Consider the following 22,925-nt stretch of genomic DNA (forward strand, 5'->3'; position numbering starts at 1 on the left):
TCAATTCGCCATCAGAATAGAAGTTTGCGAAAATAAGTAACATAATCAGAAGTGTGCATCCTGCCGGATTGAAGCCTGTTACTTACCGATACAGAACTTGCCAAAGATATTGCCAAGTATCTCATTGGTAGTGACTTCGCCTGTGATTGAGCCCAGATGGTGAAGCGCCTGGCGGATATCAATGGCGATTAAATCGGAAGGGACGCCTTCGGCAAAACCCTGTTCGATGCTTTCGATGCTTTGGGCTGCGCGCGAAAGCGCTTCGAAATGCCGCAGACTGTAAACAATCGTTTGATCGTTGGTTTCACCTGTATGTGCTGTTTTTAAAAGCCGCTCCACAATAAGATTGATGTTTTCGCTGCGTTTGGCCGAAATAAAGAGCGTGTCCAGTTCAACAAGCTTTTTGAATGAGTGGGGGGCTTCCATCAGCATGTCGGTTTTGTTGGCAACCGGAATAATTTGTTTTTCAGAGTCTTCCAGTTGTTCGCGGATTTCGGCAATGGCTGCGTCAATCTCTTTTTCGGTAGTAGAGGTAATGTCAAACACATACAAAACCACCGACGCCTGATTCATTTTGTCGAAAGTACGTTCAATGCCCATATTTTCGACGGTATCGTCGGTATGGCGAAGCCCGGCAGTGTCAATAAATCTGAAAGTAATGCCTTGAATATTAATGGTATCTTCAATGGCATCGCGGGTGGTTCCCGGGATTTCAGAAACGAGTGCCCGTTCTTCGTTCAGCAGGGCATTTAAAAGGGTTGATTTTCCAACATTGGGTTTGCCGGCAATGGCAACCGGAATCCCATGTTTCATCACGTTGCCGAGTGCAAAACTCGATTTCAGGCTTTCTATTTCGGCCTTAATTGTTGTTAATAAGCCCCGAAGAGCAGTTCTGTCGGCAAATTCAACATCTTCTTCGCTGAAATCAAGTTCCAGCTCAATCAGTGAGGCGAAATCAATCAGGCGGGCCCTGAGTTCTCCTATTTTCAATGAAAAGCCACCCCGCATCTGGTTTATGGCCAGCCGGTGCGAAGCTTCAGAGGTTGAAGCAATCAGATCGGCCACAGCTTCAGCCTGCGACAAATCAAACTTGCCATTCATAAAAGCCCTGAGCGTAAATTCTCCGGGTTCGGCAAGCCTTGCACCATGGGTGAGCAACAATTCAATAATTCTGCGCTGTATATAAACAGAGCCATGACATGAAATTTCCACAATATTTTGTCCGGTGTAGGAGTGGGGCTGAAGAAAAACCGAAACGAGCACTTCGTCGATCAGGGTTTCTCCATCGTGAATTCTGCCAAAGTGAACAGTATGGGAACCAGACTTTTCCAATCTGAAACCTGCATTTTTAGGTTGAAAAAGACTGTCGCAAATGCTGATGGCTTCAGGGCCTGACAGCCTGACAATACCAATGGCACCTGAACCTGCAGGTGTTGAAAGTGCGCAAATGGTGTCGTTGTTATTAAAAAATGAAGGGTTCATCGGAATCAGTTTTTTTCTATTTTTACCGCAGGATTATACAGAATGCTTAAAAATAAGCATTTTTTTCAGAATGATTGAACAAAATTAGGCTTTTTTCCTTGTTAGATTCAAAAATTCGAATGACACATAAAGCCATAACCTTATGAGTATACTTGTTAACAAAGATTCAAAAGTAATTGTGCAGGGTTTTACAGGCACTGAAGGTACTTTTCATGCTTCGCAAATGATTGAATACGGGACCAATGTAGTAGGTGGTATTACTCCCGGCAAAGGAGGTAAGTATCATTTAGGCAAACCTGTTTTCAATACTGTTGCCGAGGCTGTTGCAGCCACTGGTGCCAATGTTTCTATTATTTTTGTTCCACCTGCATTTGCTGCTGATGCAGTAATGGAAGCTGCTGAAGGCGGCATTAAGGTTATTGTGTGTATTACCGAAGGCATTCCGGTTAAAGATATGATGATGGCCAAAGAATACCTGAAAGGTCACGATTGCAGGCTTATCGGACCCAATTGTCCGGGAATTATCACTCCGGGCGAAGCCAAAATTGGGATTATGCCGGGCTTTATCCATCAAAAGGGCAGGGTTGGTATTGTCAGCCGTTCGGGCACCTTAACCTACGAAGCCGTTGATCAGCTTACCAAAGCAGGTCTGGGTCAGACCACTGCCATTGGTATTGGCGGCGATCCGATTATTGGCACTACCACGCGCGATGCAGTTGAACTGTTTATGGCCGATCCTGAAACCGAAGGTATTGTAATGATTGGCGAAATTGGTGGCGGTATGGAAGCTGAAGCTGGTTACTGGATAAAAGAAAATGGGACCAAACCTGTGGTGAGCTTTATTGCCGGTGCCACTGCTCCTAAAGGACGAACCATGGGACACGCCGGTGCTATTGTTGGTGGCGAAAGTGATACGGCCGAAGCCAAAAAGGAGATTTTACGCAATTGTGGCGTGCATGTGGTTGATTCTCCTGCCGAAATTGGTGCTAAAATGCTTGAACTATTGGGGAAATAACTTAATTCCCTTTGTTGATATAAAAGCCACATTTTTTGATGTGGTTTTTTTTTATCTGGAGTAATGCAACAGTTGTAATCTCTGATTTTTATATTGGTTGAGCCGCCAGGCATATGACAACCGGATGGTCGCAGTGTGTCCTTTCAGAAAAAAACGGTCGTTTAGTGTGTAATCAACCACATGGTAACGTCCCTGAATGCCAATCCATGAGCTTTGGTTAATGGCCAGCCTGTAACCGCCGCCGATATTGAAATTGAAGCTGTTGGCCGATGAGGCTTTCAGATCGTAGTCTGTATCTTCTTCAAACATATCGAACCCATCGAAAGCTACACCCATGGTGTAAAACAATTCGTGGGCCGGAAGCTGAATGAGGTCACGGGCATATTCAAAACCAATATATCCTCCGAAAAAGTGATTGGTGAGCAAGGTTTCACCATTTTTTGTTCGTTTGGCCTGATAGTATTCGGGTGTATTCAAAAATTTAAAGTCAACCATCAGGCTGTATTCGTTTTTGTTTGATTTTACCCCAAGTCCGAACCCTATCAGTGGATGCACTCCCATTGCTGATAGTTTACCCGTTGGTATCCATAAACCAGTGTACAGATGGTATACCAGCTCGGGAATCCTGAGGGCATTCATCACCAGACTGTCGTAAATTCGGCCAGGAGCAGTGCTTTTATAAGGCTCAGCCTTGAGCAAACGGAAGACTGTATCACATTGGCCCGAGTAAAATAAGCTTAACAGGTATCCGGCCGTTCCGGGCTCATATTCGTGAATGAGTGAAGTGGCCAATTCAGAAGTCCATGTGTCGAACCGCTTCCCTAAGGGCACATAGTCGTAATTCTGACTGAGAAAGGAATGCTGTTGTTGTTTTTTGCTCCTGATTAACTCATTCCGGTAGTTAAAAATCAACAGATTGTTAAAGTAGTAATCAGTGACCATATAGTCTGTATAATCGTGCATGGCCAGGGCCAGCATCATGTTTGCCCTGGAAACCGGTTCGGTATATCCGCATTTTTTCGACCAATAGTCTAAAATTATGCTGCACGAGTCCATGTTGTTGTTTTCAAAATAGTGGACGATATAGCCGGCGCTGTTTTCACTGATGTCTTCACAACTTATCTGTCGTGAAACCAGTTTCGAGTCGAGCTCTTCTTGTGCAAACAATGTTTGTGATAAGCATTGAATCAGCGTAACAAAAATCGCTGACAGGTAAAGCTGGTGTTTCATCTCAGATTTTTCAGGTTATGTGATTAAAAAACAATCAAATAATTGGGTAGACCTCTGTATGTAAATGTTTTACAAAATTATTCAGTTGCAGCGTGCCGGGCTGTTGATTGCCCATTAACCACGCCTCTACGGGCTTTTTTTCGCGACTGTAAGCTGGTTGAATATACTGTTTACTTAGAATGTGGAAGCCGTTTTTTTCATAAAAACGAATTCGTTTTACGGCTTCTGTACTGTCAGGTAGTTCAACCTCAAGAATGACGGGCAGGGTTTGTTTATGCAGTATTTTTTGCAAGGCAAGGCTGCCGGTTCCAGCAGATCTCATCTCAGGAAAAATGGCAAAATGCTCAATAAAGGCGAATTGGCTGAAATTCCAACATGTTATAAAACCTGCCAGGTTTTTGTTCAGGCTGATGGTATAGAATGAAAAGGCCTGTTGGGCAAGCAGTGCCGTCAATGCATCTGTGGGCCGGCGTTCATCAGGAGGGAAGGCCTGATGATACAGCTCCAGGCATCTGATAAAGTCAGGGTGTGCAGATGAATTGGTCTTTGTCAGGCTGAGATAATTTATCATTTCATTTCAACTGAGCCAGTGTGTGCACTTATTCAAATACCGCTATTCCGCTGAATAGAAAAAAGCCGTTTCATCATTAGAGCCGGACTTTTTGGGCAAATTACTGTTTAAAGCTGACTGTAAATTATTTTTTACGCATTCTTCCGGGCAATGCGGCTTCCTGAAATTCATAAGCACCAATGTCGGGGGCGTTATCGTTCAGCCGGCTGTGGCCATCAATGTCAACCGAAAGATTGATAAAAGCATCGTTCAAAACAGTTGCAGAGCCCTTGTCAATAACAGCTGAAATGAGCGTATCAGGTTGAAATTTGGCCAGTTCAGGGTCGGTAAACCAGGGGTCTTCGTTTTTTAAACAATTGGTTATCAATGGATAATCGGCAAAGTTGAGTTTGGTTTTAAGCAGGCAGTTTTCGAAGCTGTAATTGAAAACACCACCAGAGCTATGCTGGTCAAGCTGGATTTCTTCGTCTTTATCGCCATAGATAATACAATTGCCGAAGTAAGCTTTTTCAAGAGGTCTGAGATGCACATTGTAGGCAGTGTCGAAATAGTAATTGTTGAGCAGCAAGGCTGTTTCTCTGCGATAAGAGTTGTTCCAGAAATTGCCGATAGTGCAGTGTCTGAAATCGTAGTTTCCGCCGAGGCTAAGCATAACTGAACGGCCGCCGCAGTTGCCAATTACACAGTTAGCCGCTTCAATGGAGGTGCCTTGCCCCAGAATGCCGGCTCCGCTCATGTTGTAAATCAGCGTGTTGGATAAGCGCAGGGTAGGGTTTGCTGAATTTCCGGTGGTGTCGGCATGTATGCCCACTTCACCGTTACGGATGATGGCATAATTGATTTCGTTGTTGATACTGCCGGCATAAAGCCAGATTCTGCCCCACTGGCCGGGAATATCCTTGTAGTAATCTTCCAGCCTGTCGCCTTCAAAAATGACAGGGTTTTCTTTGGTTCCGTTAACTTTAAGCGAAGCATCACGGTATATGAGCAAAATTGCGCCGCTGTGAAAATGCACACGGGCACCGGCTTCCACCGTGAGGGTGTATAGTGAATCAACAGCCAGATATCCGTAAATTACATGAGGTTTATCTGCAGTAAAAATGTAGTCGCTGCCAATAATTCCATTTTTATAAAAATAGGCGTCCTGACCCCAGGCAATAAGTTTAACATCCTGCAAATTGGAGTTGGTTGAAAATACCAGGCTGTCGGTTTGAACCAATGGTGAATTGGCCTGATTGGGATCAATGGTTACCTTCACAAACACAAATGCACTGTCTTTGCCGGCAATCTCCAGGTCATTGACTTCAATCCCTGCATTGCCGTCGACATTAAACCTGAATGGCGATTGATTTCCCCGTGCCAGTCTGATGGAACTGATGATAATTTTATCGTCAGACGGGTTGTAAATAAGAAACGATTGCGTAGCAGATCCCACACTGGTAAATACGGTGTCGAATAATACGGTATCGGCCGAAAAGGATAGCTTAAGCGATGGGTTGGTGTCAATTTTATCTTCTTTGATACACGATGTGCCGGAGAAAATCATGGCTATTGATGCACCAAAAAAGAGAAACAGAAGCAGCTTATTTTTCATCTTGGATATTATTGGGTCAAAGATAGGTATTCCGCTTATATTACGGGTATGCTTGCATTTTATTGTTTCAATCATTGTGCAGTTCTTCTGTTTTGTTTATGCCTGCCTTTTATTGCCGGGCACATGGGCAGGCCAATCGCGCGGGCAGTTTTGTTTGCTTTCGTCATGTTGTTGTTATTTTCATCACCTTTGTTCAGTATGGTCAAATAGCAATGAATGAAGGCCTTAAGGCTGATAATGTATAGCATTGGCGTGGCTTCAGAACAGGCAGATTCAAAAGAAGTAATTTTTTTTGTTAAACGACTTAGTCTGTTTTAGTTTTTTAATTTACTTTACCATGGGTTTAACGACATCCGGTTATTTGATCTTCAGATGAAATATTGGCCAACGGATAATGATGTCTGAGGCATTCGCTTTGGGTTGGATAAGGTTAAGATTTTGAATGATTTCGAAGCAGAAAATGATTTCAGCGTAACACTTTTTATGCAAAAGGGATAATGGGAGAAACAAACAATCTGAGAAGTAGTAAAAAAAATATGTCGGTAACTGCAGAGGAATTGCAGTTGAAGCTGGAGGAAATGCAATTGAAAATTGCACAGCTTGAAGGACAAAATGAAGAACTCAGAAAGCTGTTTGAGACAAGTAATACTGAGAGCGGAAGGTTTAATTCAGAGCTTTTGATTGAAAATGCCCCTGACGGCATTACATTAATTACGGAGGAAGGTAAGATTAAATATGCCAGCCCGTCAGCGCGCCGCATTTTTGGCTATGATTCAACGCAGATAACCAGTATTGATACACTGGAAAGTACGCATCCTGAAGATTTGCCTCATGTGTTGGAAGCATTGGTGGCTATTATGAACGATCCATCACTTATCAGGGTGGTTGATTACCGTTTTAAATCAAGCGATGGCAGCTGGAAATGGATTGAAAGTACTTTGACCAATAAACTGAATACCCCCGGCCTTGAATCTATTGTTTTTAATTTCAGAGAAATAACCAAAAGAAAAAATGCTGAGCAGGCGTTAAGGGTGAGTGAAGAAAAATTCAGGATGCTGCTGGATCTTGCTACAGATGCTTTTTTTCAGGGAGATACCCAAGGAAACCTGATTACAGTGAACAATAAGGCTTGCGAGCTTACGGGCTATAGCAAAGCGGAGTTGCTAGGTTTCAATATCAGTAAGCTTTTTTCAAAGGATGAACTTCAGAAAAATCCTTTAATGTACGAAAGGCTTCTTGCCGGTGAAACAGTAAGAAATGAAAGGCAGATAATAAGAAAAGACAAGACACAGGTTACCATTGAAATGAACTCACGGGCAATGCCTGATGGAACTTTTCAAACCTTTGTAAGAGATATTACCGAAAGGAAAAAAATTGAAGAAGAACTTGAGCGGGAGCGCAGGTTTTTTGAACAGGTATTTGAACAATCATCAACCAGTACCCAGATTTTAGACCCCGATGGATGGTGCTTAAGGGTGAATCCTAAGTTTTGTGAAATGCTGGGGGTTGCTGCTGAGGATATTGAAGGCAAGAAAAACAATATTTTCAGAGAAGGAAAAGTATTCCTTGATGGAAATGAAGATCAACTCAGAAATGTATTTAACAATCATTGCATTGAAGAGTGGGAGATTTTTTTTGATATAGGTTTGGAGGCCCGTAAACTAAACCTTAAATGCAGTTCTGATAAGCAGGCCTGGTTTGTCAATAAAGCTTATCCTATTCTGGATAAAGATGGGAAGTTGCTTAATGTGATTATTCAGCATGAAGATATTTCGGAACGCAAACAGGCCGAAGAGGCCCTGAGGCTCAAGGAAGAGCAATTGCTTTCGGTGATCAACGGAACCCAGGATATCATCTGCTTTAAAGACGGTAGTGGCCGGTGGTTGCAGGCCAATCAGGCCGACCTCGAATTGTTTGAATTAACAGATGTTGATTATTACCTGAAAAAAGATTCAGAACTGGCTGAATTTACGCATAAAGCATACTATGAGGCTTTTATGAATTGTGAGAAATCCGATGAACAGGCATGGGCAAAGGGCTCTGTACTGATTCAGGATGAATATATTCCCGATGCCAAAGGCAATATCAGAATATTTGAAACCATTAAAACACCTTTGTTCAACAGTGATGGTAGCCGTAAAGGCTTAGTGGTGTTCGGCCGAGATGTGTCTGCTACAAAAAAGGCCATTGAGGCGCTGAAAGAAAGTGAAGATAAATTTCGCACCCTGGCCGAGTCGGCTCCATATGCCATTATGATTTATCAGGACGACCACTGGGTTTATGCCAATCCGGCCGGAGAGCGCATTACGGGTTATTCAGCCGAGGAACTGAATCAAATGAATTTCTGGAATATTGCTGCCGATGATTACCGCGAAATGGTGAAAGAAAGAGGTCAAAAGCGGCAAACCGGCATTTCAACTACTCCATCATATGAGTTTAAAATCCGTACAAAAATCGGCGAAGAAAAATGGGTGTTCCTGAGCGGACGATCCCTGCTTTTTAACGGGAAAATGGGTGGCTTGATTTCAGCCGTTGATATTACTGACCGCAAACTGGCCGAAGATGCAGTTCATCGCGAAAGACGCCTGCTGCGAACCCTGATTGATAATTTGCCCGATACCATTTATTTTAAAGATAATGATTGCCGCAAAATTGTAGCCAACCGGGCCGACCTGAAGTTTTTGGGAATCCCGGATGAGTCAATGGCTTTGGGTAAGACAGATATCGATTTATTCGGTGTTGAGAAAGGAACCCGCGGACACGAAGATGATTTAAAAGTGATTCAATCGGGGCAGCCTTTGATCGACAGCGAAAATGATGTAACCGATGCCGAAGGCCGGCCGCGATGGCTGCTTACGTCAAAAATTCCACTGTTTGATGAACAGGGCGAAGTAAACGGACTGGTGGGTATTGGTCATGATATTACCGAACGTCGCCGGGCTGAAAAAATCCAAAGGGTTTTATTTCAGATTTCTAACGCAGTGCTGATTACCAATGACTTGGAGCAACTCTTCAAAATTATCTGGGAGCAATTAAGCACATTGGTCGATACAACCAACTTCTTTATCGCCTTCTACGATGAAGAAACGGATATGTTAACTACTCCGTTTTTTAAAGATGAGAAGGATGTTTCGGAGCCCTGGCCTGCCGAAAAATCGGCTACCGGTTATGTGATTAAAAACAAAAAATCGCTCCTGGCTGATATGGAGACTTTTGGAAAGCTCGAAAAAGAAGGGGTAATTATGTCATACGGACAGGATTGCCAGATTTGGCTGGGCGTTCCTTTGCTGGTAAATGATAAGGCCATTGGGGCAATTGTAGTGCAGAGCTATAATAATCCTCAGGCTTATTCACAAAAAGATGTTGAAATGCTTGAATTTATTTCTCATCAGATAAGCCTTTCCATTCAGAGAAAAATGACAGAGCAGGATTTGCTGGTTGCTTTGGCCAAGGCAGAGGAAAGTGATCGACTGAAAACTGCATTTCTGAACAATATGTCTCACGAAATCAGAACTCCCCTGAATGGAATCCTGGGTTTTACCAGTCTTTTAAACGACCCTGATATTGATGCTGATGAACAACAATATTTCCATCGTATCATTGAACAGAATGGTCAGCAGTTGCTCTCCATTATCAACGATATCATAAATATTGCCACCATTGAAGCTGGTCAGGAAAAAGTTAGATCGGTTGCCGTAGACGTTAACGCCATGCTTGACCTGATGTTTACACAGTTTAAAATACAAAGTGCATCCAAACAATTGATGCTGAATTTTAAAACATTGCTGAGTAATGACGAAGCTATTATCAAAACAGATGAAACCAAGCTTATGCAAATAATGACAAATCTGATTGGGAATGCCCTGAAGTTTACTGATAAGGGCGTGGTTGAATTTGGTGTGAGCAGGCAGAAACAGATGCTCGAATTTTATGTTTCCGATACAGGAATTGGCATCGCTCCTGAGCTTCATAATGTGATTTTTGAAAGATTCAGGCAGGCCAATAGCAGCCTTACCAAGGAATATGGCGGTAACGGACTGGGCCTGGCTATCACCAAAGCCTATGTAAACCTGCTTGGTGGCGAAATCTGGCTTGAGTCTTCGGCAGGCAAAGGTTCAACTTTTTATTTTTCCATTCCTTACGAACCTGTTTCACCCAAAACAGAGGGCCCTGCCGAATCTACCGAACAGGCAATCTCAGTATCGGGTCATCATGGAAGAGAAAAAACGCTGCTTGTTGCGGAAGATGTGTACGCAAATTATCAGCTGCTCGAAGCCATTCTGAAAAGAAAGAATTATCACATTATTCATGTTGAAAATGGTATAGAAGCCATTGAAGCCTGTAAAAATAATCCTGAAATTGATTTGGTGCTGATGGATATGAAAATGCCTGAAATGGACGGGTATCAGGCCACTTCCATTATTAAGATTATGCGCCCGCATCTTCCGGTGGTTGCTGTTACTGCTTATGCGCTGGGCGGCGATAAGGAAAAAGCACTCAATGCCGGTTGTGATGATTATATAACCAAGCCTGTTAAGGCCGCAAATCTGCTCGAAATACTTGACAGATACCTGCACGAAGCCGATGTGTAATGGATGACTGCCGCTGAAATTGGCGCGCTTAAAACAGGACAGCCTGTTTTTACCGTAAAAGAACCCGCCGGCCTGGCGTAAAGCTTTTATTTTTCAGTATAATGCTCACGGGTTTCCACCGGAGGGAGATCCTTCTTATTCATCTGCATTTGCAATACATCTACCAGCAGCGAAAAAGCCATAGAGAAATAGATATATCCCTTCGGAATTTCAATGCCAAAACCTTCGCTCATCAGTGAAAACCCTATAAGTAGCAGAAAGGCCAATGCCAGCATTTTGAAAGCTGGATGGGTATTTACAAATTTGCTGATGGGCTCTGCAGCAAACAACATAATGCCTACCGAAATAATGACTGCCGCAAACATTACCCACAAATGCCTGGCCATACCAACAGCTGTAATGATGGAGTCAAGTGAGAAAACCATGTCCATGATCAAAATCTGAATCAGTATATTGGCAAATGTTATTTTTCTGATATTGCTCGAAATGTCGCCGTGTTCGCCCTCCATTTTGTGGTAAATTTCAGAGGTGCTTTTGAAAAGAAGAAATAGTCCGCCGCCAATCAGTATCAGATCTTTGCCTGAAAATCCATGTCCGAAAAGGGTGAACAATTCGTTTTTCAGTTGCATAATTACAGTGATAACCGATAAAAGTCCCAAACGCAGAAACATGGCAAGTATGAGTCCCCACCGCCTGGCTTTTTTTTGCTGTTCATGTGGTAGTTTTCCCGAAAGGATGGATAGAAATACAATATTGTCGATTCCCAGTACTATTTCAAGCAGTACCAGCGTGAGCAGTGATAAGATTATTTCAACAGCCATATCAATTGATTATCAATAAGAGAAATATGACTTATAACCTCATAAGTCATCGTCATGTAACCGGATGCAAAGATAGAGCGGTTGCTGAATTATTTCAGACAGGAATCGTAAATAAACTTCGCCATTTCTTTCGTATTACAAGGCCGGCCAGATTTTGAATACATGATGGACTTGTTCTAACAATAAGTCTTTGAAGCTAATGCATGGCGGTATGAAATCGTTGGGGATTGAGGGCTACAAACCTGTTCAGTTACTCCGATCTTGATGTGGGATAGAATGTACAAATAACTACTTAAACCCCAGTATTTTATATTGTTTGTTGCCAACAGACCTTTATTAATTCCTGTTATTTTTTTTCAATTTGCTACATCGCTCCTTGTCTGCCGTGGGTTGGGACAGATACACTCTTTGAAAAGTTTTAGCTTCGCTGATTTTTGCTACGCTCGGCATAGCTCAACCAGTTTGACTCTGCTCTCACTTATGGCAAAAATTGGTCGTGCGGTTGGCTTTTTGAGCGACCTGGTAATCCCGAACAAAAATCGGGTCAAGTTGTGTGTAGTTGTGAAGCGTGGGCTGTATGTTTCATTATTCCAGTCATTATGCAACTTTCTGTTTGTAAAGATGTTCCTGAAATTCTATAAACAGTCTGCTTATGTTTGCAACGTTTCCTAAAATTTCTTTGGCATCTTCTAATGATTGGTATTTGTTTGTCAGTAAGATTGGGAGTTTCTCCTGGTCGAGTTCGTCTACTCCTGTTTCAATGTATTTGCTCAATACGAAAGTGATAAACTCTTTTTGCTTTTCGTTGAGTAGGGCAAAAATTGTCGCTTCGGCTGCTTTGGCTCTGGCTTCTCTGGTCATTGCGATATAGTCACCATTGAAAACGTATTCCAATACATCGTACAAGTCGCTTTTTTCCATATCTACCAACTTTTGCAAAGTCAGTAAATCGTCTTTGGGAAATCCTGCTGCATCTAAATTTTCTAATAAAATTCTTCGGGTTATCGGACTGCTCCAAAGTTTTCGTAATTCTTCTTCGTCTTTGAAAAGTTTAGGTAATTCACCAAACAGATTATTTAAAAATTCTTCTGCTGATATGGGTTTGCCGTCTGCACTCCAAAACGAAGTGGAAACCATGTGTTTGATTTCTCTTTCTTTACCGTTTCGCAGTTTGATTTTTACTTTCTTCTTGCATACGCAAGGACTTTGACCACATTTGTAACAAGGTGGTGGCGGTTCACTTATACAAATACAAGGTCTTTGACCACAAATCGGACAAGGTTTTGGTGGTTGTTTCTCGCAAATGCAAGGATTTTGACCGCAAATTTTACAAGGTTCTTCTTCTATTGGTTCACCGTCCCATTCAGGGTCTGAAAAGTGTTTGTAGGCATCTACAAAGTCGTAAATGGTAAAAAATTCTTTGCCGTCAAACAAACGTGTGCCACGTCCAACGATTTGTTTAAACTCAATCATTGAATTGACAGGGCGAAGCAAAACGATGTTACGAATGTTCCGTGCATCAACACCTGTGGAAAGTTTCTGTGAAGTTGTAAGTATGGTTGGCAATGTTTTTTCATTATCCTGAAATTCACGTAACAATCTTTCGCCTTCTTCTCCGTCATTTGCGGTTACACGAACACAATAAAAAGGGTCTTTGCTTTTGGCATTTTGGTTTACCAAATCTCTAACCAATGCAGCATGTGCTTGATTAGCACAGAAAATAATTGCCTTTTCGTTTTGGTTGGCTTCATCTAAAAAGATGTTTACTCGTTTGGCTTCCCGTTCTACAATTTCAATCGTGCGGTTAAAGTCTTTTTCTTCGTAAAGTTTACCTTCTTCAATTTCTCCTTCCACAATGGTATCATCCGAAGTATAGCGGTAATCATCTAAAGTTGTTTTGATACGTTTTACTTTGAATGGCGTTAAGAAACCGTCATTGATACCTTCTTTCAGTGAATAGATATAAACAGGTTCGCCAAAGTAACGGTAAGTGTCAACATTGTCTTTTCGTTTGGGTGTAGCGGTTAAACCTAATTGCACTGCGGGACTGAAATATTCTAAAATACCCCGCCAATTGCTTTCGTCATTTGCTCCGCCACGGTGGCACTCGTCAATGATGATAAAATCGAAATAATCGGCTGGATATTCGCCAAAGTAGGGTGCAGGTTTTTCTTCTGCATCTGTGCCACTCATAAAGGTTTGAAAAATGGTAAAGAAAATGCTGCCGTTGGTTGGCACTTTACCGTTTTTCTTAATCTCGTTGGGTTTTATCCGCACCAAAGCATCTTCTGGAAATGCCGAAAATGAATTGTAGGCTTGGTCTGCTAAAATATTTCTATCGGCTAAAAATAAAATTCTCGGTCTGCGGTTGCCGTCTCTATTTAAATTCCAACGAGTTTGAAACAGTTTCCAAGCGATTTGAAAAGCAATTGCCGTTTTTCCTGTGCCTGTTGCAAGGGTTAGCAAAATTCTGTCTTTGCTTTGGGCAATGGCTTCAACGGTTCTTTGAACGGCTATTTCCTGATAATATCTTAACTGCCAACTTCCGCTTTTATCTTCAAACGGCACATTGGCAAATTGTTCTCTCCAGTTGTTTTGCTCGGCAAATGTTTTATTCCAAAGTTGTTCGGGGCTTAAAAAGTCTGTTACTAAACTTTCTTCGCCTGTCTTCATGCAGATTTGGTAAATGGCTTTGCCGTTGGTGCTGTAAGTGGTTTCTAATTGAAGTTTTTGGGCGTATTTTTTCGCTTGCATTACGCCTTCGCCAACTTCCTGTTCATCACTTTTGGCTTCTACAATCGCCAATTTGATGCCTTTGTAAACCAATACATAATCGGCAATTTCTTTTTTACCACGCCCACCGCCTGTTTGTATTTTCCCTTGCGTTATGTGATATTCACGAAGGACTTTAGAGCATTCCACAACGCCCCAACCACAAGCCTTTAGCTTTGGGTCTATGAGTTCTGCTCTTGTTTCTGCTTCGTTCATTTTCTTAATATTTTAGCTTCCAAGCCAATCGATTATTGGTTGAACAAAATCAGGGATTGGAATTGTTTCTTCTTGTGCCATCAGTCTGGCTCTTAAAGTTTTATTTCTGCCAAAATTTTGGCAATGCTCTTGGTATATTTTTTCGGTATAGAATTTTTTACATTCATCTTCATAGTTCTTTTCAAATACAAATACCTGAACACCCTTTGCTGCATATGAATTTAGAAGCTCGTTATATTTTGCTTCTTCGTCTTTTTCATCTTTTTTGAAGTCTGAACTATCTGTATCGTAAACTAAGCCGACTGGTATTTCAAAAGAAATGGCTAACTCAACAAAGTCAATCAAATTTCTTTTTCCACCAACTTCAATGATTGTGCTACCAAAACCATCAAAATCAATTCCCATTCGTTTTGCAAATTCTGGGAAAGCCATTTTTTCTGTATCGCCTTCAACTATAAGTAGTTTTCTTGCAAAGAACATTTCATTCCGTTCAGGGTCTAATTCTTTTCTAAACTTATTCCTAAGAGCATCACTTGTTTTAAGAGTTGATTTTTTTATGTGTGTACCATTATTGTTTTTTGAAACAATTACAATTTCATTGAACTCGGGAATTGTAACAAAATGTGGTGAATGAGTAATGTAAATTACTTGGTTAGTTTCACCAATTTGTCTGATAGTTTTATAAAGAGAGCGTTGCATTTGCGGATGCAAATACATTTCAGGTTCTTCGATTAAAAATAATGCACCTTGCTTTTTTCTGTCTTCAAATGCTTTAAGAATAGCCAATACTATTGCATTTTGAAAACCTGCTCCTAATTCTGTTGCATTAATGTTGTATTCGTGCTCCTTAACGTAAATTTCTAACGACTTGTAAAATTCAAGTGAACTTAATGGATTAAAGTATAAATCGAGTTTGTCTGTTTCGGTTTCAGGATTAAATCCGAGTTGTTTAAGGGCATTATCTTTTATTGCTTTTTCAAGAGCAAGAAATTCATCTGTTCTTAAAGTTCTTATTGCTTCATCAATGGCTTGCTTGAATCTTTCAATTCGTGGTAACATTTTCCCGCTTCCTTCCTTTCCAACTTCAATAAGGTTTTCGGGATTTTCAAAATCTTCATTTATATCTTTCATCAATGTGCCAAGTATAGAATTTCTGCTACTCGGAAGTTGATTTTTTAAATTTCTATCAGTGCCAATAAAAATAACTGGAAATGCTTCTTGGAGTTCTTGCGGAATTGTTGTTAAGGGAACCATTTGTGGCTGCTCACCTTTTTTTGGTCTTGATTTAAAACCGAATACTGGTTTGTCATTGAGTTGCAAACATTGTTTCTCTAATCTTCTCTCTCCTGAATTTTCACCCTTTTTGTATCGGGTATAAAAAAATCTGACTTTGGGAATTTCAACAGGAATACCTACGAATTGCTCATATTGAAATGGCTCATCAAACTCAAAATCAATTACAATATCTGTGTCGTAATCTTCATTGTAAACATCATTTTCAAAGAAGGTGTTTTTGGTTACCCAATCTCTGCCAAGAACTCTATAAATAGCACTCAGTATGTTACTTTTACCACAGTTGTTAGCACCAATCAAAGCATTAACCTGTTCAAGATTTAACTCCAAAGGTTCTTTTATTGAACGAAAACCTTGTATGCATACTTTTCTAATTCTCATACTGCCAATGCTTTTTCAGTTTTCATTTCCCCTGCAAATGCTTTTTGTAGGATTGATTTTTTTAGTTCTTCTAAGTCAGTAAGTTTCTTTTGGTAGATTGATTCCAATTTTTGGGATTCGTTGTAAATCGCATCAAGTTGTTGAACAATCTCTAATTGCTTTGCTATCGGGGGAAAAGATACAATCACATCATCAAGCATATACCTTGTTATTTGGTTTATCATTGTGTTTTCTCCACCACTTATTTGTTTTTTAAAGTCTAATGATTTGAAGAACCATAGTAAGTATGGGTTGTATTCGCTACGGATTATCATCATAAATGTTCCGAAAGTCATTTGTTCGGGTAGATTAACTATTGGAGCAGTCTTGCCTACCAATCTTTTACTACCATTTCGACTGCACATTAAAATATCCCCATCTCTAACAATGATTTTCTCTTTCACAGCAGAAGTCACACGAACAATGTCGGTAAAGTCTAATTTGTCATCTTGAATATTGGATGAACGCAAAACAATTATACCCTTATCGCTTACATCTTTAGGGGAATATGTTAATCCATTAAAATATTCAGCAACGTCTTTTAATTTCTTTTCTTCCCATCCTTCTTCTTTGTTGGTGAAATATTTGTGCAAAAAAACATCTAAAAGTTCTTTGGCGTTGTTGAGGTTTTGTTCGGCATTGGCTTTTGCCTTGGCTATGGCGGCAAAGGCTTCATCTAAAATGGAAACAATGCGTTTTTGTTCGGGAAGAGATGGAAGGGGGATTTCAATTTGCTTTAAAATAGCAACAGAGGCAACATTCTGAATTGCTGCACCACCTGAATATTCTTTCAAACTCTCTTGAAAGCTTTCACTTTGCATCCATAATTTTAAAAATACAGTTGATATTTTTTAGATGGAGTAAGTTTAATAATGCCTGATTGATAATTCTTTTTTGATATTTTCAGGAACAATAGCAATTTTACCCATTTCCCAGAACAGCTCATAATTATATCACCCGAGTTTAATTCAAAGCGTTTCATTTCATTGAATCACTTTTTTTTTTCATCAATGAAATATCTTATATCATCAAACAGGATCGTAAATAGCGTGTTGCTGTTCATAAACTGCGTAAACCTTCGGGCTTGTAAAATTATTTTTTTCAAACTACCGCCAAATGGTCCACGCACAAAACCACATATATCACCTAATTTTTTTCTCTCAACCTTTTTTCATATCAGTTTAAAATTGAGTTTAAAATTTCAGCACTTTCTTCGTCCAATGCTTTAATTTCTTCCAAAATGGCTTGCGGTTGGCGAAGAGCTGCTTCTTTTTTTTTTGTTGGGTTTTTTAACGCTCAGGTCAAAAGTACTTTGGTCAATGTCTTTGATGTTTACTGTCCATGAGTTTTCACTATCGGCAAAGGTTTTTTGCAGTGCTATAAATTCTGCCAAATCGTTTACATTGAGCGGATTGGTCTTGCCCAAATTGCGGTCGAGGTTCAACTGGTAAAACCAAAGCTTTTGCGTGGGTTTGCCTTTTTCAAAAAATAACACTACGGTTTTTACTCCTGCACCGGTAAATGTTCCACCCGGCAAATCCAAAACGGTGTGCAGATTGCAGTTTTCCAACAAAGTTTTGCGTATGGCAACGGTGGCATTGTCGGTATTGCTCAAAAAAGTGTTTTTAATTACTACACCTGCCTTGCCACCTGCTTTCAAAATTTTAATAAAATGCTGCAAAAAAAGTGAAGCGGTTTCGCCTGTTTTAATCGGGAAGTTTTGTTGCACTTCGGCACGTTCCTTTCCACCAAATGGGGGATTGGCAAGCACTACATCATAACGGTCTTTTTCCTGTATATCGGCAAGGTTTTCGGCAAGTGTGTTGGTGTGTATGATGTTGGGAGCTTCCACGCCGTGCAAAATCATATTCATAATGCCGATGATATACGCCAGCGATTTTTTCTCTTTGCCGTAAAAGGTGCGTTTTTGAAGTATCTCGGTTTCTTTGGTAGAAAGTGATTTACTGTTTTTTAGATAGTCGAACGCTTCACAAAGGAAGCCCGCAGAACCTACTGCACCGTCATAAATTTTGTCGCCAATTTTTGGGGCAACCACTTTTACAATGGTTGTAATGAGCGGTCGGGGTGTGTAATATTCGCCACCGTTTCGCCCTGCATTGCCCATGTTTTTGATTTTGTCTTCGTACAGATGGCTCATTTCGTGCTTTTCTGCATGGGTACGGAAACGCAATTCGTCAATACGATTAATCACTTCACGCAAATTGTAACCGCTTTGTATGCGGTTTTTCAGTTCACTGAAAATCTCGCCAATTTTGTATTCAATGGTGTCGGCACTCTCGGCACTAAGTTTAAACTTTTTGAGGTATGGAAACAGTTTGTTGTTTACAAAGTCGGTGAGGTCATCGCCTGTGAGTGCGTTATGGTCAATTTTTAATGCTCCGTTTCCGTTTGTAATTTTTGGGGCAGCCCAATTATTCCATTGATATTCTTTGTCAATTATGGTAGTGTAGGTTTTACCTGTCAATTCGGCTGCTGTGGCACGGTCACGCTCCAAGTCGTCCAAATATTTCAGGAACAATACCCACGAAGTTTGCTCTACATAATCTAATTCGCTTCCACAACCAGCATCTTTGTGCAATATGTCGTCAATATTCTTAAAAGTTTGTTCAAACATTATTTAATCCTGTCTTAAAATCATTATCAATAAACGCAAATGTACCAATTTCTACTGGTGCGGTGGCAAAAAAACTGCTCTTTTGTCCCGTTGAAAAATCAGGATTCAGTTTTGTGGGTTGGCTGTTTATTATATCGTTTTTCTTCTTTGTCTTTTTGCAGCAAATTTTTCACTGTCGCACGGTCTTACTACGATTGTGTACAACACCCGGCCATGATATTTAAAAATTCATTCAGGCTGATGACTTTGATACCTGTTTCTTTAAATTCTTTGATTTTTTGCTCTTTTATCATCTTGTCATCGGCTACCACCGCCTCGTCGATAACAACTATATTGTAACCCCTGTTTTGCGCAGCCATAATTGTGCTGTTGACACATTTAGCTGCATCCAGGCCCGTAATATACAGCTGGTTGATGCCGTTTTTGATTAAAAAACTGTCAAGCTCCGGATTGCTGAAAGCATCGTTTTTTTGTTTTGAAAAAATATGATTGCCTGAAACATTCAACCGTTTGTCGAGCGCCACACCCTGACTGCCTTTTTTCATGGAACTGTTCAGCAAATTGATGATTACATCGCTTACTTCGCTGCGAATGTAAACGATTGGAATCTCATTACAGGCAGCAGCGGCCGTAATGATGTTGACATTATATATCAGCGAATCGGCAAGTATTTTATAGGCTTCAAGGTTTGAAACCTTACCTGTAATGCCTTCCTGAATGTCAATTACCATGATGGCTGCCCTGGGTTGTGATGTTTGTACAACTGGCCTCCCTTCTGATATTTTACAGGCTTTTTGAGTGAAAACATAAAGATAACCGGCCGTTGCGCCTGCCAATAATATCAGGGATAGGGCAATCCATAATAAAACTTTCTTCATTATCAGGCGTTTGGATAATTGTTGATGTCAGTATTATAGAAATGGACAAGGCCTTACCCTTCGGGCAGTGGGCCAGGACAGGTACTAATATAAGCTATTTTTCTCACAAGTCGGCCATACTGTTACGGATGATGCAGTGCTCATTTGAGGTGACTTCATTTAAATTACCTGAAGAGCATAAATGATTATTTTTCCAGGGCAAACCCGTTTACTTTTCCTTTGTCTACCGCCGGTACACCTTTTGTCATCCATTCAGGTGCAGGAGCACCTTTCAGATAGTGATCAAAAAATTGCATCATTCGTTTGTCAAGGTCCATCATGTTGGCACGTCGGGCAAGGTTGTGTTCATCGCCGTTGTAATTGAGCAGCCATGCCGGTTTTTCAAGTCGGCGTAAGGCTGTAAAAAGTTCGATTCCCTGATACCAGGGAACAGCCCCGTCACCATCGTTTGACATAATCAAAAGCGGAGTTTCAACCTTATCGGCTTTGAAAAGCGGCGAGTTTTCAAGATATAAATCAGGGCGTTCCCAGAGAGTGGCGCCAATGCGACTTTGGCCTTCTTCATATTGAAACTGTCTGACCATGCCTGAACCCCATCTGATTCCTCCGTAAGCACTTGTCATATTGCTTACCGGAGCGCCAGCCATAGCAGCCTTGAATAAATTGGTACGCGTTACCATCCAGGCAGTCTGGTATCCGCCCCAACTCTGTCCCTGAATGCCCATGTGCTGCTGATCAACAAAACCTTTGGCTATCATGGCTTCTGTTCCGCTGATAATGGCATCATAGGCGCTTTGTCCGGGATATCCATCGCGGTAAGCGATATCAGGAATAAAAACAAGATAGCCATTGCTGCTGCAATAGGTGGGGCTGATGATACTGCGCGAAGGTTTGGGCACATAGTGCTGATGAAGCTGGTCGGCATATCTTTCATAAAAGTAAACCAGCATCGGATATTTTTTCTGAGCATCAAAGTTGGCAGGTTTGTAAAGCAGGCCTTCGGCACGTTTTCCATCTGGCATAAGCCAGTTTACCAGTTCAACACTTCCCCAAAGGTAGTTTTTCTGCTGAGGATTAGCGTCTGATATTTTAACTGATGATTGCAGGCTCAGACTGCTGCGCCATAAATTGGGATATTCACTAAAATTCCCCCGTGTATAAATGATGGTGTCGCAGTTTTTTGCTTTTTGAGGCGAAGTGTATTTATACGGGCCTTCTGCCAGGCGGATTGGTTTGCCGGTTTGATGATTGCTGATAAGATAGAATCCTGCGTTTTTGTTTGTTTTATTGAAAGATGACAGAAAAATATCGCCATTGGCAAGACCAACAGGCTCCAAATCCGGCTCAAGGTTAATATATCTAAAAATGGTGTTTTGCTTCCGTCCTTCCTGCATTGTAAGAGATACGGCAGGCTTTTTCCCTTCCGGGTCTAAAGCCCATAAATCAAATTTGTCGTAAACAACAAACTGACGGTCGTTGCTGGTCCATCCTGCGTAGCCTTCGGGGCCGGGCACTGACGGTACATCATGCATAGCATCATAAAAAGCAATGCTATCGCCTGCTGTATGTTTGACAGGCCGGCGGTTTTTCAGATTCATGGTGTACCACAGGCTGTCATTTTTGTTGTACCATGCCAGATATTTTTGCGACGTGCTTAAACTTACAGGGCCATCATGTTTCTGAAGCAACAACTCCCGGTTTCCTGTTTCTGTGTCTATCAGATAAACATCTCGGTAGTTTGCATCTTTCCATGAGGATTCAATTTGGTAGCTTTCTTCATGAAAACCAAGTAAATACCGTCCGTTACCTTTGTAACCGGTACTTGTCTTTTTAATTAAATCATCGGCCAGCTGTAATGTTTTGCCTGTTTTAGGGTGAAAAACAGCAAGATATGTGCGTTTTTTTTCATTTTCGAGCTGTTTAAGTTGCTGAGGTTGAAGCAGCGGGTCCTGCCAGTTCCAAATGTCAACTTTGGCCTTTTCATCATCGGTCAGGGTATCTTTCGGCTCGGGTCGTGGGGTGGGAGCAGCGCCGAAATAGAGACTGCTGCCATCCTGCGAAAAATAAACTTTACCGTTTTCGCCGGGGCAGTATCCCTGGTGTAAATCAGGCGAATTGGTATCAGCCACTGTTAACAGCCTTTGCTGATGGTAATAATTCAGCTTGTAGCGTTTAGCCGTGATGGTATCGCTGCTGTATAAAAAAGCCAGTTGAGCACCGGCGGTGTCAAAAGCAAGGTTGCGGATATAGCCCGGGTTGTCGAATATTTTTTCCTCTTTTTGCGTTTGTGTGTTAAAAATATAAATGGCTGACCTGGCAACAGAGTCATTGTTATAGGATGCAAAAGCCAGAGCCCGGCCATTGTCGCTTAAAATGAAAGAAGTTACTTTGTCCCACGAGTAAATCAAACTATCGGTTGGGTAAACCAGCTTGAGTGTGTAGGTTTCGGTTTTATCTTTCTTTTTGGTTTTATCTATTGGTTTTTTGTCTGATTTTAATGATTTGTTTTCAGTTATACTTACAGTTGAATCAGCCGTTAAAGTGTCCTTCACCACAGTTGGCCTGGGGGTTTCAATCAAAGCTGCCATGCAGTTGCCTGAAAAATCAGGCAAACTGAAAGACTTAAGCCCTGCAAAGCGGAATAATTTGTTGTTAAAAGCCATGATTCCCAATGAATCCTTGGGTAGCTCATCTTTCTTTTTGCCGTCAAGCTTAGCTTTTCTTACAACCTGATAAGGCGGTTTGATTCTGAAGGCTATAAAGCTGTTGTCGGCCGAGAAAACTGATTCAGTGCCCCTGTAAATGGTATCGGTTGTTTGATTTGCATTGTTAAACAGAATTAGTTTACCATCGCCAAGCTGCGGATTTAATTCAAAACTAACCCATTGGCCATCGCTGCTGATTTGAGACCCCTGCAAGTTATTCCAGCTGTCATACGCTTCCTGATGAAGAGGAATTTGTGACTGGGCGTCAGCTTTCAATGTTAATAAATTGTAAATTATGCAGAGGGTTATAAGCGGAAAAAAACAGGTTTTCATGAGCGTTGGTTTTGTAGTTGCGTTAAATCGGTCAGGTAAACATCAAAAAAAAATATCATGACAACCGACCGGAAAAAAAGGTTGACTTCAGCCGGATTTTATAATTCAGAACCACCGGTATTACCTGAAGTTGTGCAGCTTGTTTAGGTATTTGTTTTGTTATAGATTTAATAATCAATGTGTTAAAATACATTAAATGAATGTCGAAAAATAAAGGGAAAGAAATCCTTATACAAGCTACGGCACGAAAATAAAACAAACAGGAATCATTTCAAGTATTTGTGGTCAAATTTTCAGGAAAAAAATAAAGGAAACTGTTTTTTTAAACAACCCGCAAACAAACGTCACGCAGACTTGTTTGATGCTTG

The 22,925-nt window shown here is 41.1% G+C and carries 12 protein-coding genes and 1 pseudogene; 2 read left to right on the forward strand and 11 right to left on the reverse strand.

All coding sequences use genetic code 11. From position 1 onward, the window contains the following. Positions 1-78: 78 nt before the first annotated feature. Entirely contained in the window at positions 79-1,482 is a 1,404-nt protein-coding gene (gene mnmE / locus H6541_05455; protein MCB9015224.1) for a tRNA uridine-5-carboxymethylaminomethyl(34) synthesis GTPase MnmE, read from the reverse strand. Between the two features lie 142 nt (positions 1,483-1,624). On the opposite strand from mnmE, the gene sucD reads away from it, so the two are divergent. Next, positions 1,625-2,497: a succinate--CoA ligase subunit alpha gene (sucD, locus tag H6541_05460; protein ID MCB9015225.1), complete on the forward strand. Its 873-nt coding sequence runs from the start codon at positions 1,625-1,627 to the stop codon at positions 2,495-2,497. A 51-nt stretch (positions 2,498-2,548) separates the two neighbouring features. Here sucD and H6541_05465 read toward each other — a convergent pair whose 3' ends face one another. From H6541_05465 to H6541_05475, 3 genes are all read right to left on the reverse strand, one after another. Next, the gene (locus tag H6541_05465) at positions 2,549-3,727 is read right to left on the reverse strand and encodes a hypothetical protein (GenBank protein ID MCB9015226.1); all 1,179 of its coding nucleotides are present in this window, start codon (positions 3,725-3,727) and stop codon (positions 2,549-2,551) included. Positions 3,728-3,761: 34 nt separating this feature from the next. After that, positions 3,762-4,298: a GNAT family N-acetyltransferase gene (locus H6541_05470; GenBank protein ID MCB9015227.1), complete on the reverse strand. Its 537-nt coding sequence runs from the start codon at positions 4,296-4,298 to the stop codon at positions 3,762-3,764. A 124-nt stretch (positions 4,299-4,422) separates the two neighbouring features. Then, complete coding sequence (locus H6541_05475) at positions 4,423-5,892, reverse strand: hypothetical protein (GenBank protein MCB9015228.1); 1,470 nt, start codon at positions 5,890-5,892, stop codon at positions 4,423-4,425. Positions 5,893-6,389: 497 nt separating this feature from the next. On the opposite strand from H6541_05475, the gene H6541_05480 reads away from it, so the two are divergent. Then, a complete protein-coding gene (locus H6541_05480; GenBank protein ID MCB9015229.1) occupies positions 6,390-10,484 on the forward strand; it encodes a PAS domain S-box protein in 4,095 nt (1,364 codons plus the stop codon). 86 nt (positions 10,485-10,570) lie between these two features. Here the strand turns inward: H6541_05480 and H6541_05485 are convergent, their stop codons facing one another. From H6541_05485 to H6541_05515, 7 genes and pseudogenes are all read right to left on the reverse strand, one after another. Then, entirely contained in the window at positions 10,571-11,305 is a 735-nt protein-coding gene (locus H6541_05485) for a TerC family protein (GenBank protein MCB9015230.1), read from the reverse strand. A 597-nt stretch (positions 11,306-11,902) separates the two neighbouring features. Beyond that, positions 11,903-14,293, reverse strand: coding sequence for a DEAD/DEAH box helicase family protein (locus H6541_05490; protein ID MCB9015231.1), 2,391 nt, complete (start codon positions 14,291-14,293; stop codon positions 11,903-11,905). 12 nt (positions 14,294-14,305) lie between these two features. After that, entirely contained in the window at positions 14,306-15,967 is a 1,662-nt protein-coding gene (locus H6541_05495; GenBank protein ID MCB9015232.1) for an AAA family ATPase, read from the reverse strand. Continuing rightward, entirely contained in the window at positions 15,964-16,827 is an 864-nt protein-coding gene (locus H6541_05500; GenBank protein ID MCB9015233.1) for a restriction endonuclease subunit S, read from the reverse strand. The genes H6541_05495 and H6541_05500 overlap by 4 nt, the downstream gene beginning before the upstream one ends. Positions 16,828-17,182: 355 nt before the next feature. Next, positions 17,183-18,641: pseudogene (locus H6541_05505) on the reverse strand (N-6 DNA methylase). Positions 18,642-18,829: 188 nt separating this feature from the next. Then, positions 18,830-19,519, reverse strand: coding sequence for a cysteine hydrolase (locus H6541_05510; protein ID MCB9015234.1), 690 nt, complete (start codon positions 19,517-19,519; stop codon positions 18,830-18,832). Positions 19,520-19,704: 185 nt separating this feature from the next. Then, the gene (locus tag H6541_05515; protein MCB9015235.1) at positions 19,705-22,557 is read right to left on the reverse strand and encodes a S9 family peptidase; all 2,853 of its coding nucleotides are present in this window, start codon (positions 22,555-22,557) and stop codon (positions 19,705-19,707) included. Between the last annotated feature and the right edge of the window lie 368 nt (positions 22,558-22,925).

It is taken from the genome of Lentimicrobiaceae bacterium, from assembly GCA_020636745.1.
In the GTDB taxonomy this organism is placed as follows: Bacteria; Bacteroidota; Bacteroidia; order Bacteroidales; family Lentimicrobiaceae; genus Lentimicrobium.

Excerpts from the sequence above, each read along its gene's own strand:
- H6541_05490 (MCB9015231.1), bottom strand. The coding sequence starts at position 14,293 with ATGAACGAAGCAGAAACAAGAGCAGAACTCATAGACCCAAAGCTAAAG.
- H6541_05495 (MCB9015232.1), bottom strand. The coding sequence starts at position 15,967 with ATGAGAATTAGAAAAGTATGCATACAAGGTTTTCGTTCAATAAAAGAA.
- H6541_05480 (MCB9015229.1), top strand. The coding sequence starts at position 6,390 with ATGGGAGAAACAAACAATCTGAGAAGTAGTAAAAAAAATATGTCGGTA.
- mnmE (MCB9015224.1), bottom strand. The coding sequence starts at position 1,482 with ATGAACCCTTCATTTTTTAATAACAACGACACCATTTGCGCACTTTCA.
- H6541_05485 (MCB9015230.1), bottom strand. The coding sequence starts at position 11,305 with ATGGCTGTTGAAATAATCTTATCACTGCTCACGCTGGTACTGCTTGAA.
- H6541_05515 (MCB9015235.1), bottom strand. The coding sequence starts at position 22,557 with ATGAAAACCTGTTTTTTTCCGCTTATAACCCTCTGCATAATTTACAAT.
- sucD (MCB9015225.1), top strand. The coding sequence starts at position 1,625 with ATGAGTATACTTGTTAACAAAGATTCAAAAGTAATTGTGCAGGGTTTT.
- H6541_05465 (MCB9015226.1), bottom strand. The coding sequence starts at position 3,727 with ATGAAACACCAGCTTTACCTGTCAGCGATTTTTGTTACGCTGATTCAA.
- H6541_05500 (MCB9015233.1), bottom strand. The coding sequence starts at position 16,827 with ATGCAAAGTGAAAGCTTTCAAGAGAGTTTGAAAGAATATTCAGGTGGT.
- H6541_05470 (MCB9015227.1), bottom strand. The coding sequence starts at position 4,298 with ATGATAAATTATCTCAGCCTGACAAAGACCAATTCATCTGCACACCCT.
- H6541_05510 (MCB9015234.1), bottom strand. The coding sequence starts at position 19,519 with ATGAAGAAAGTTTTATTATGGATTGCCCTATCCCTGATATTATTGGCA.
- H6541_05475 (MCB9015228.1), bottom strand. The coding sequence starts at position 5,892 with ATGAAAAATAAGCTGCTTCTGTTTCTCTTTTTTGGTGCATCAATAGCC.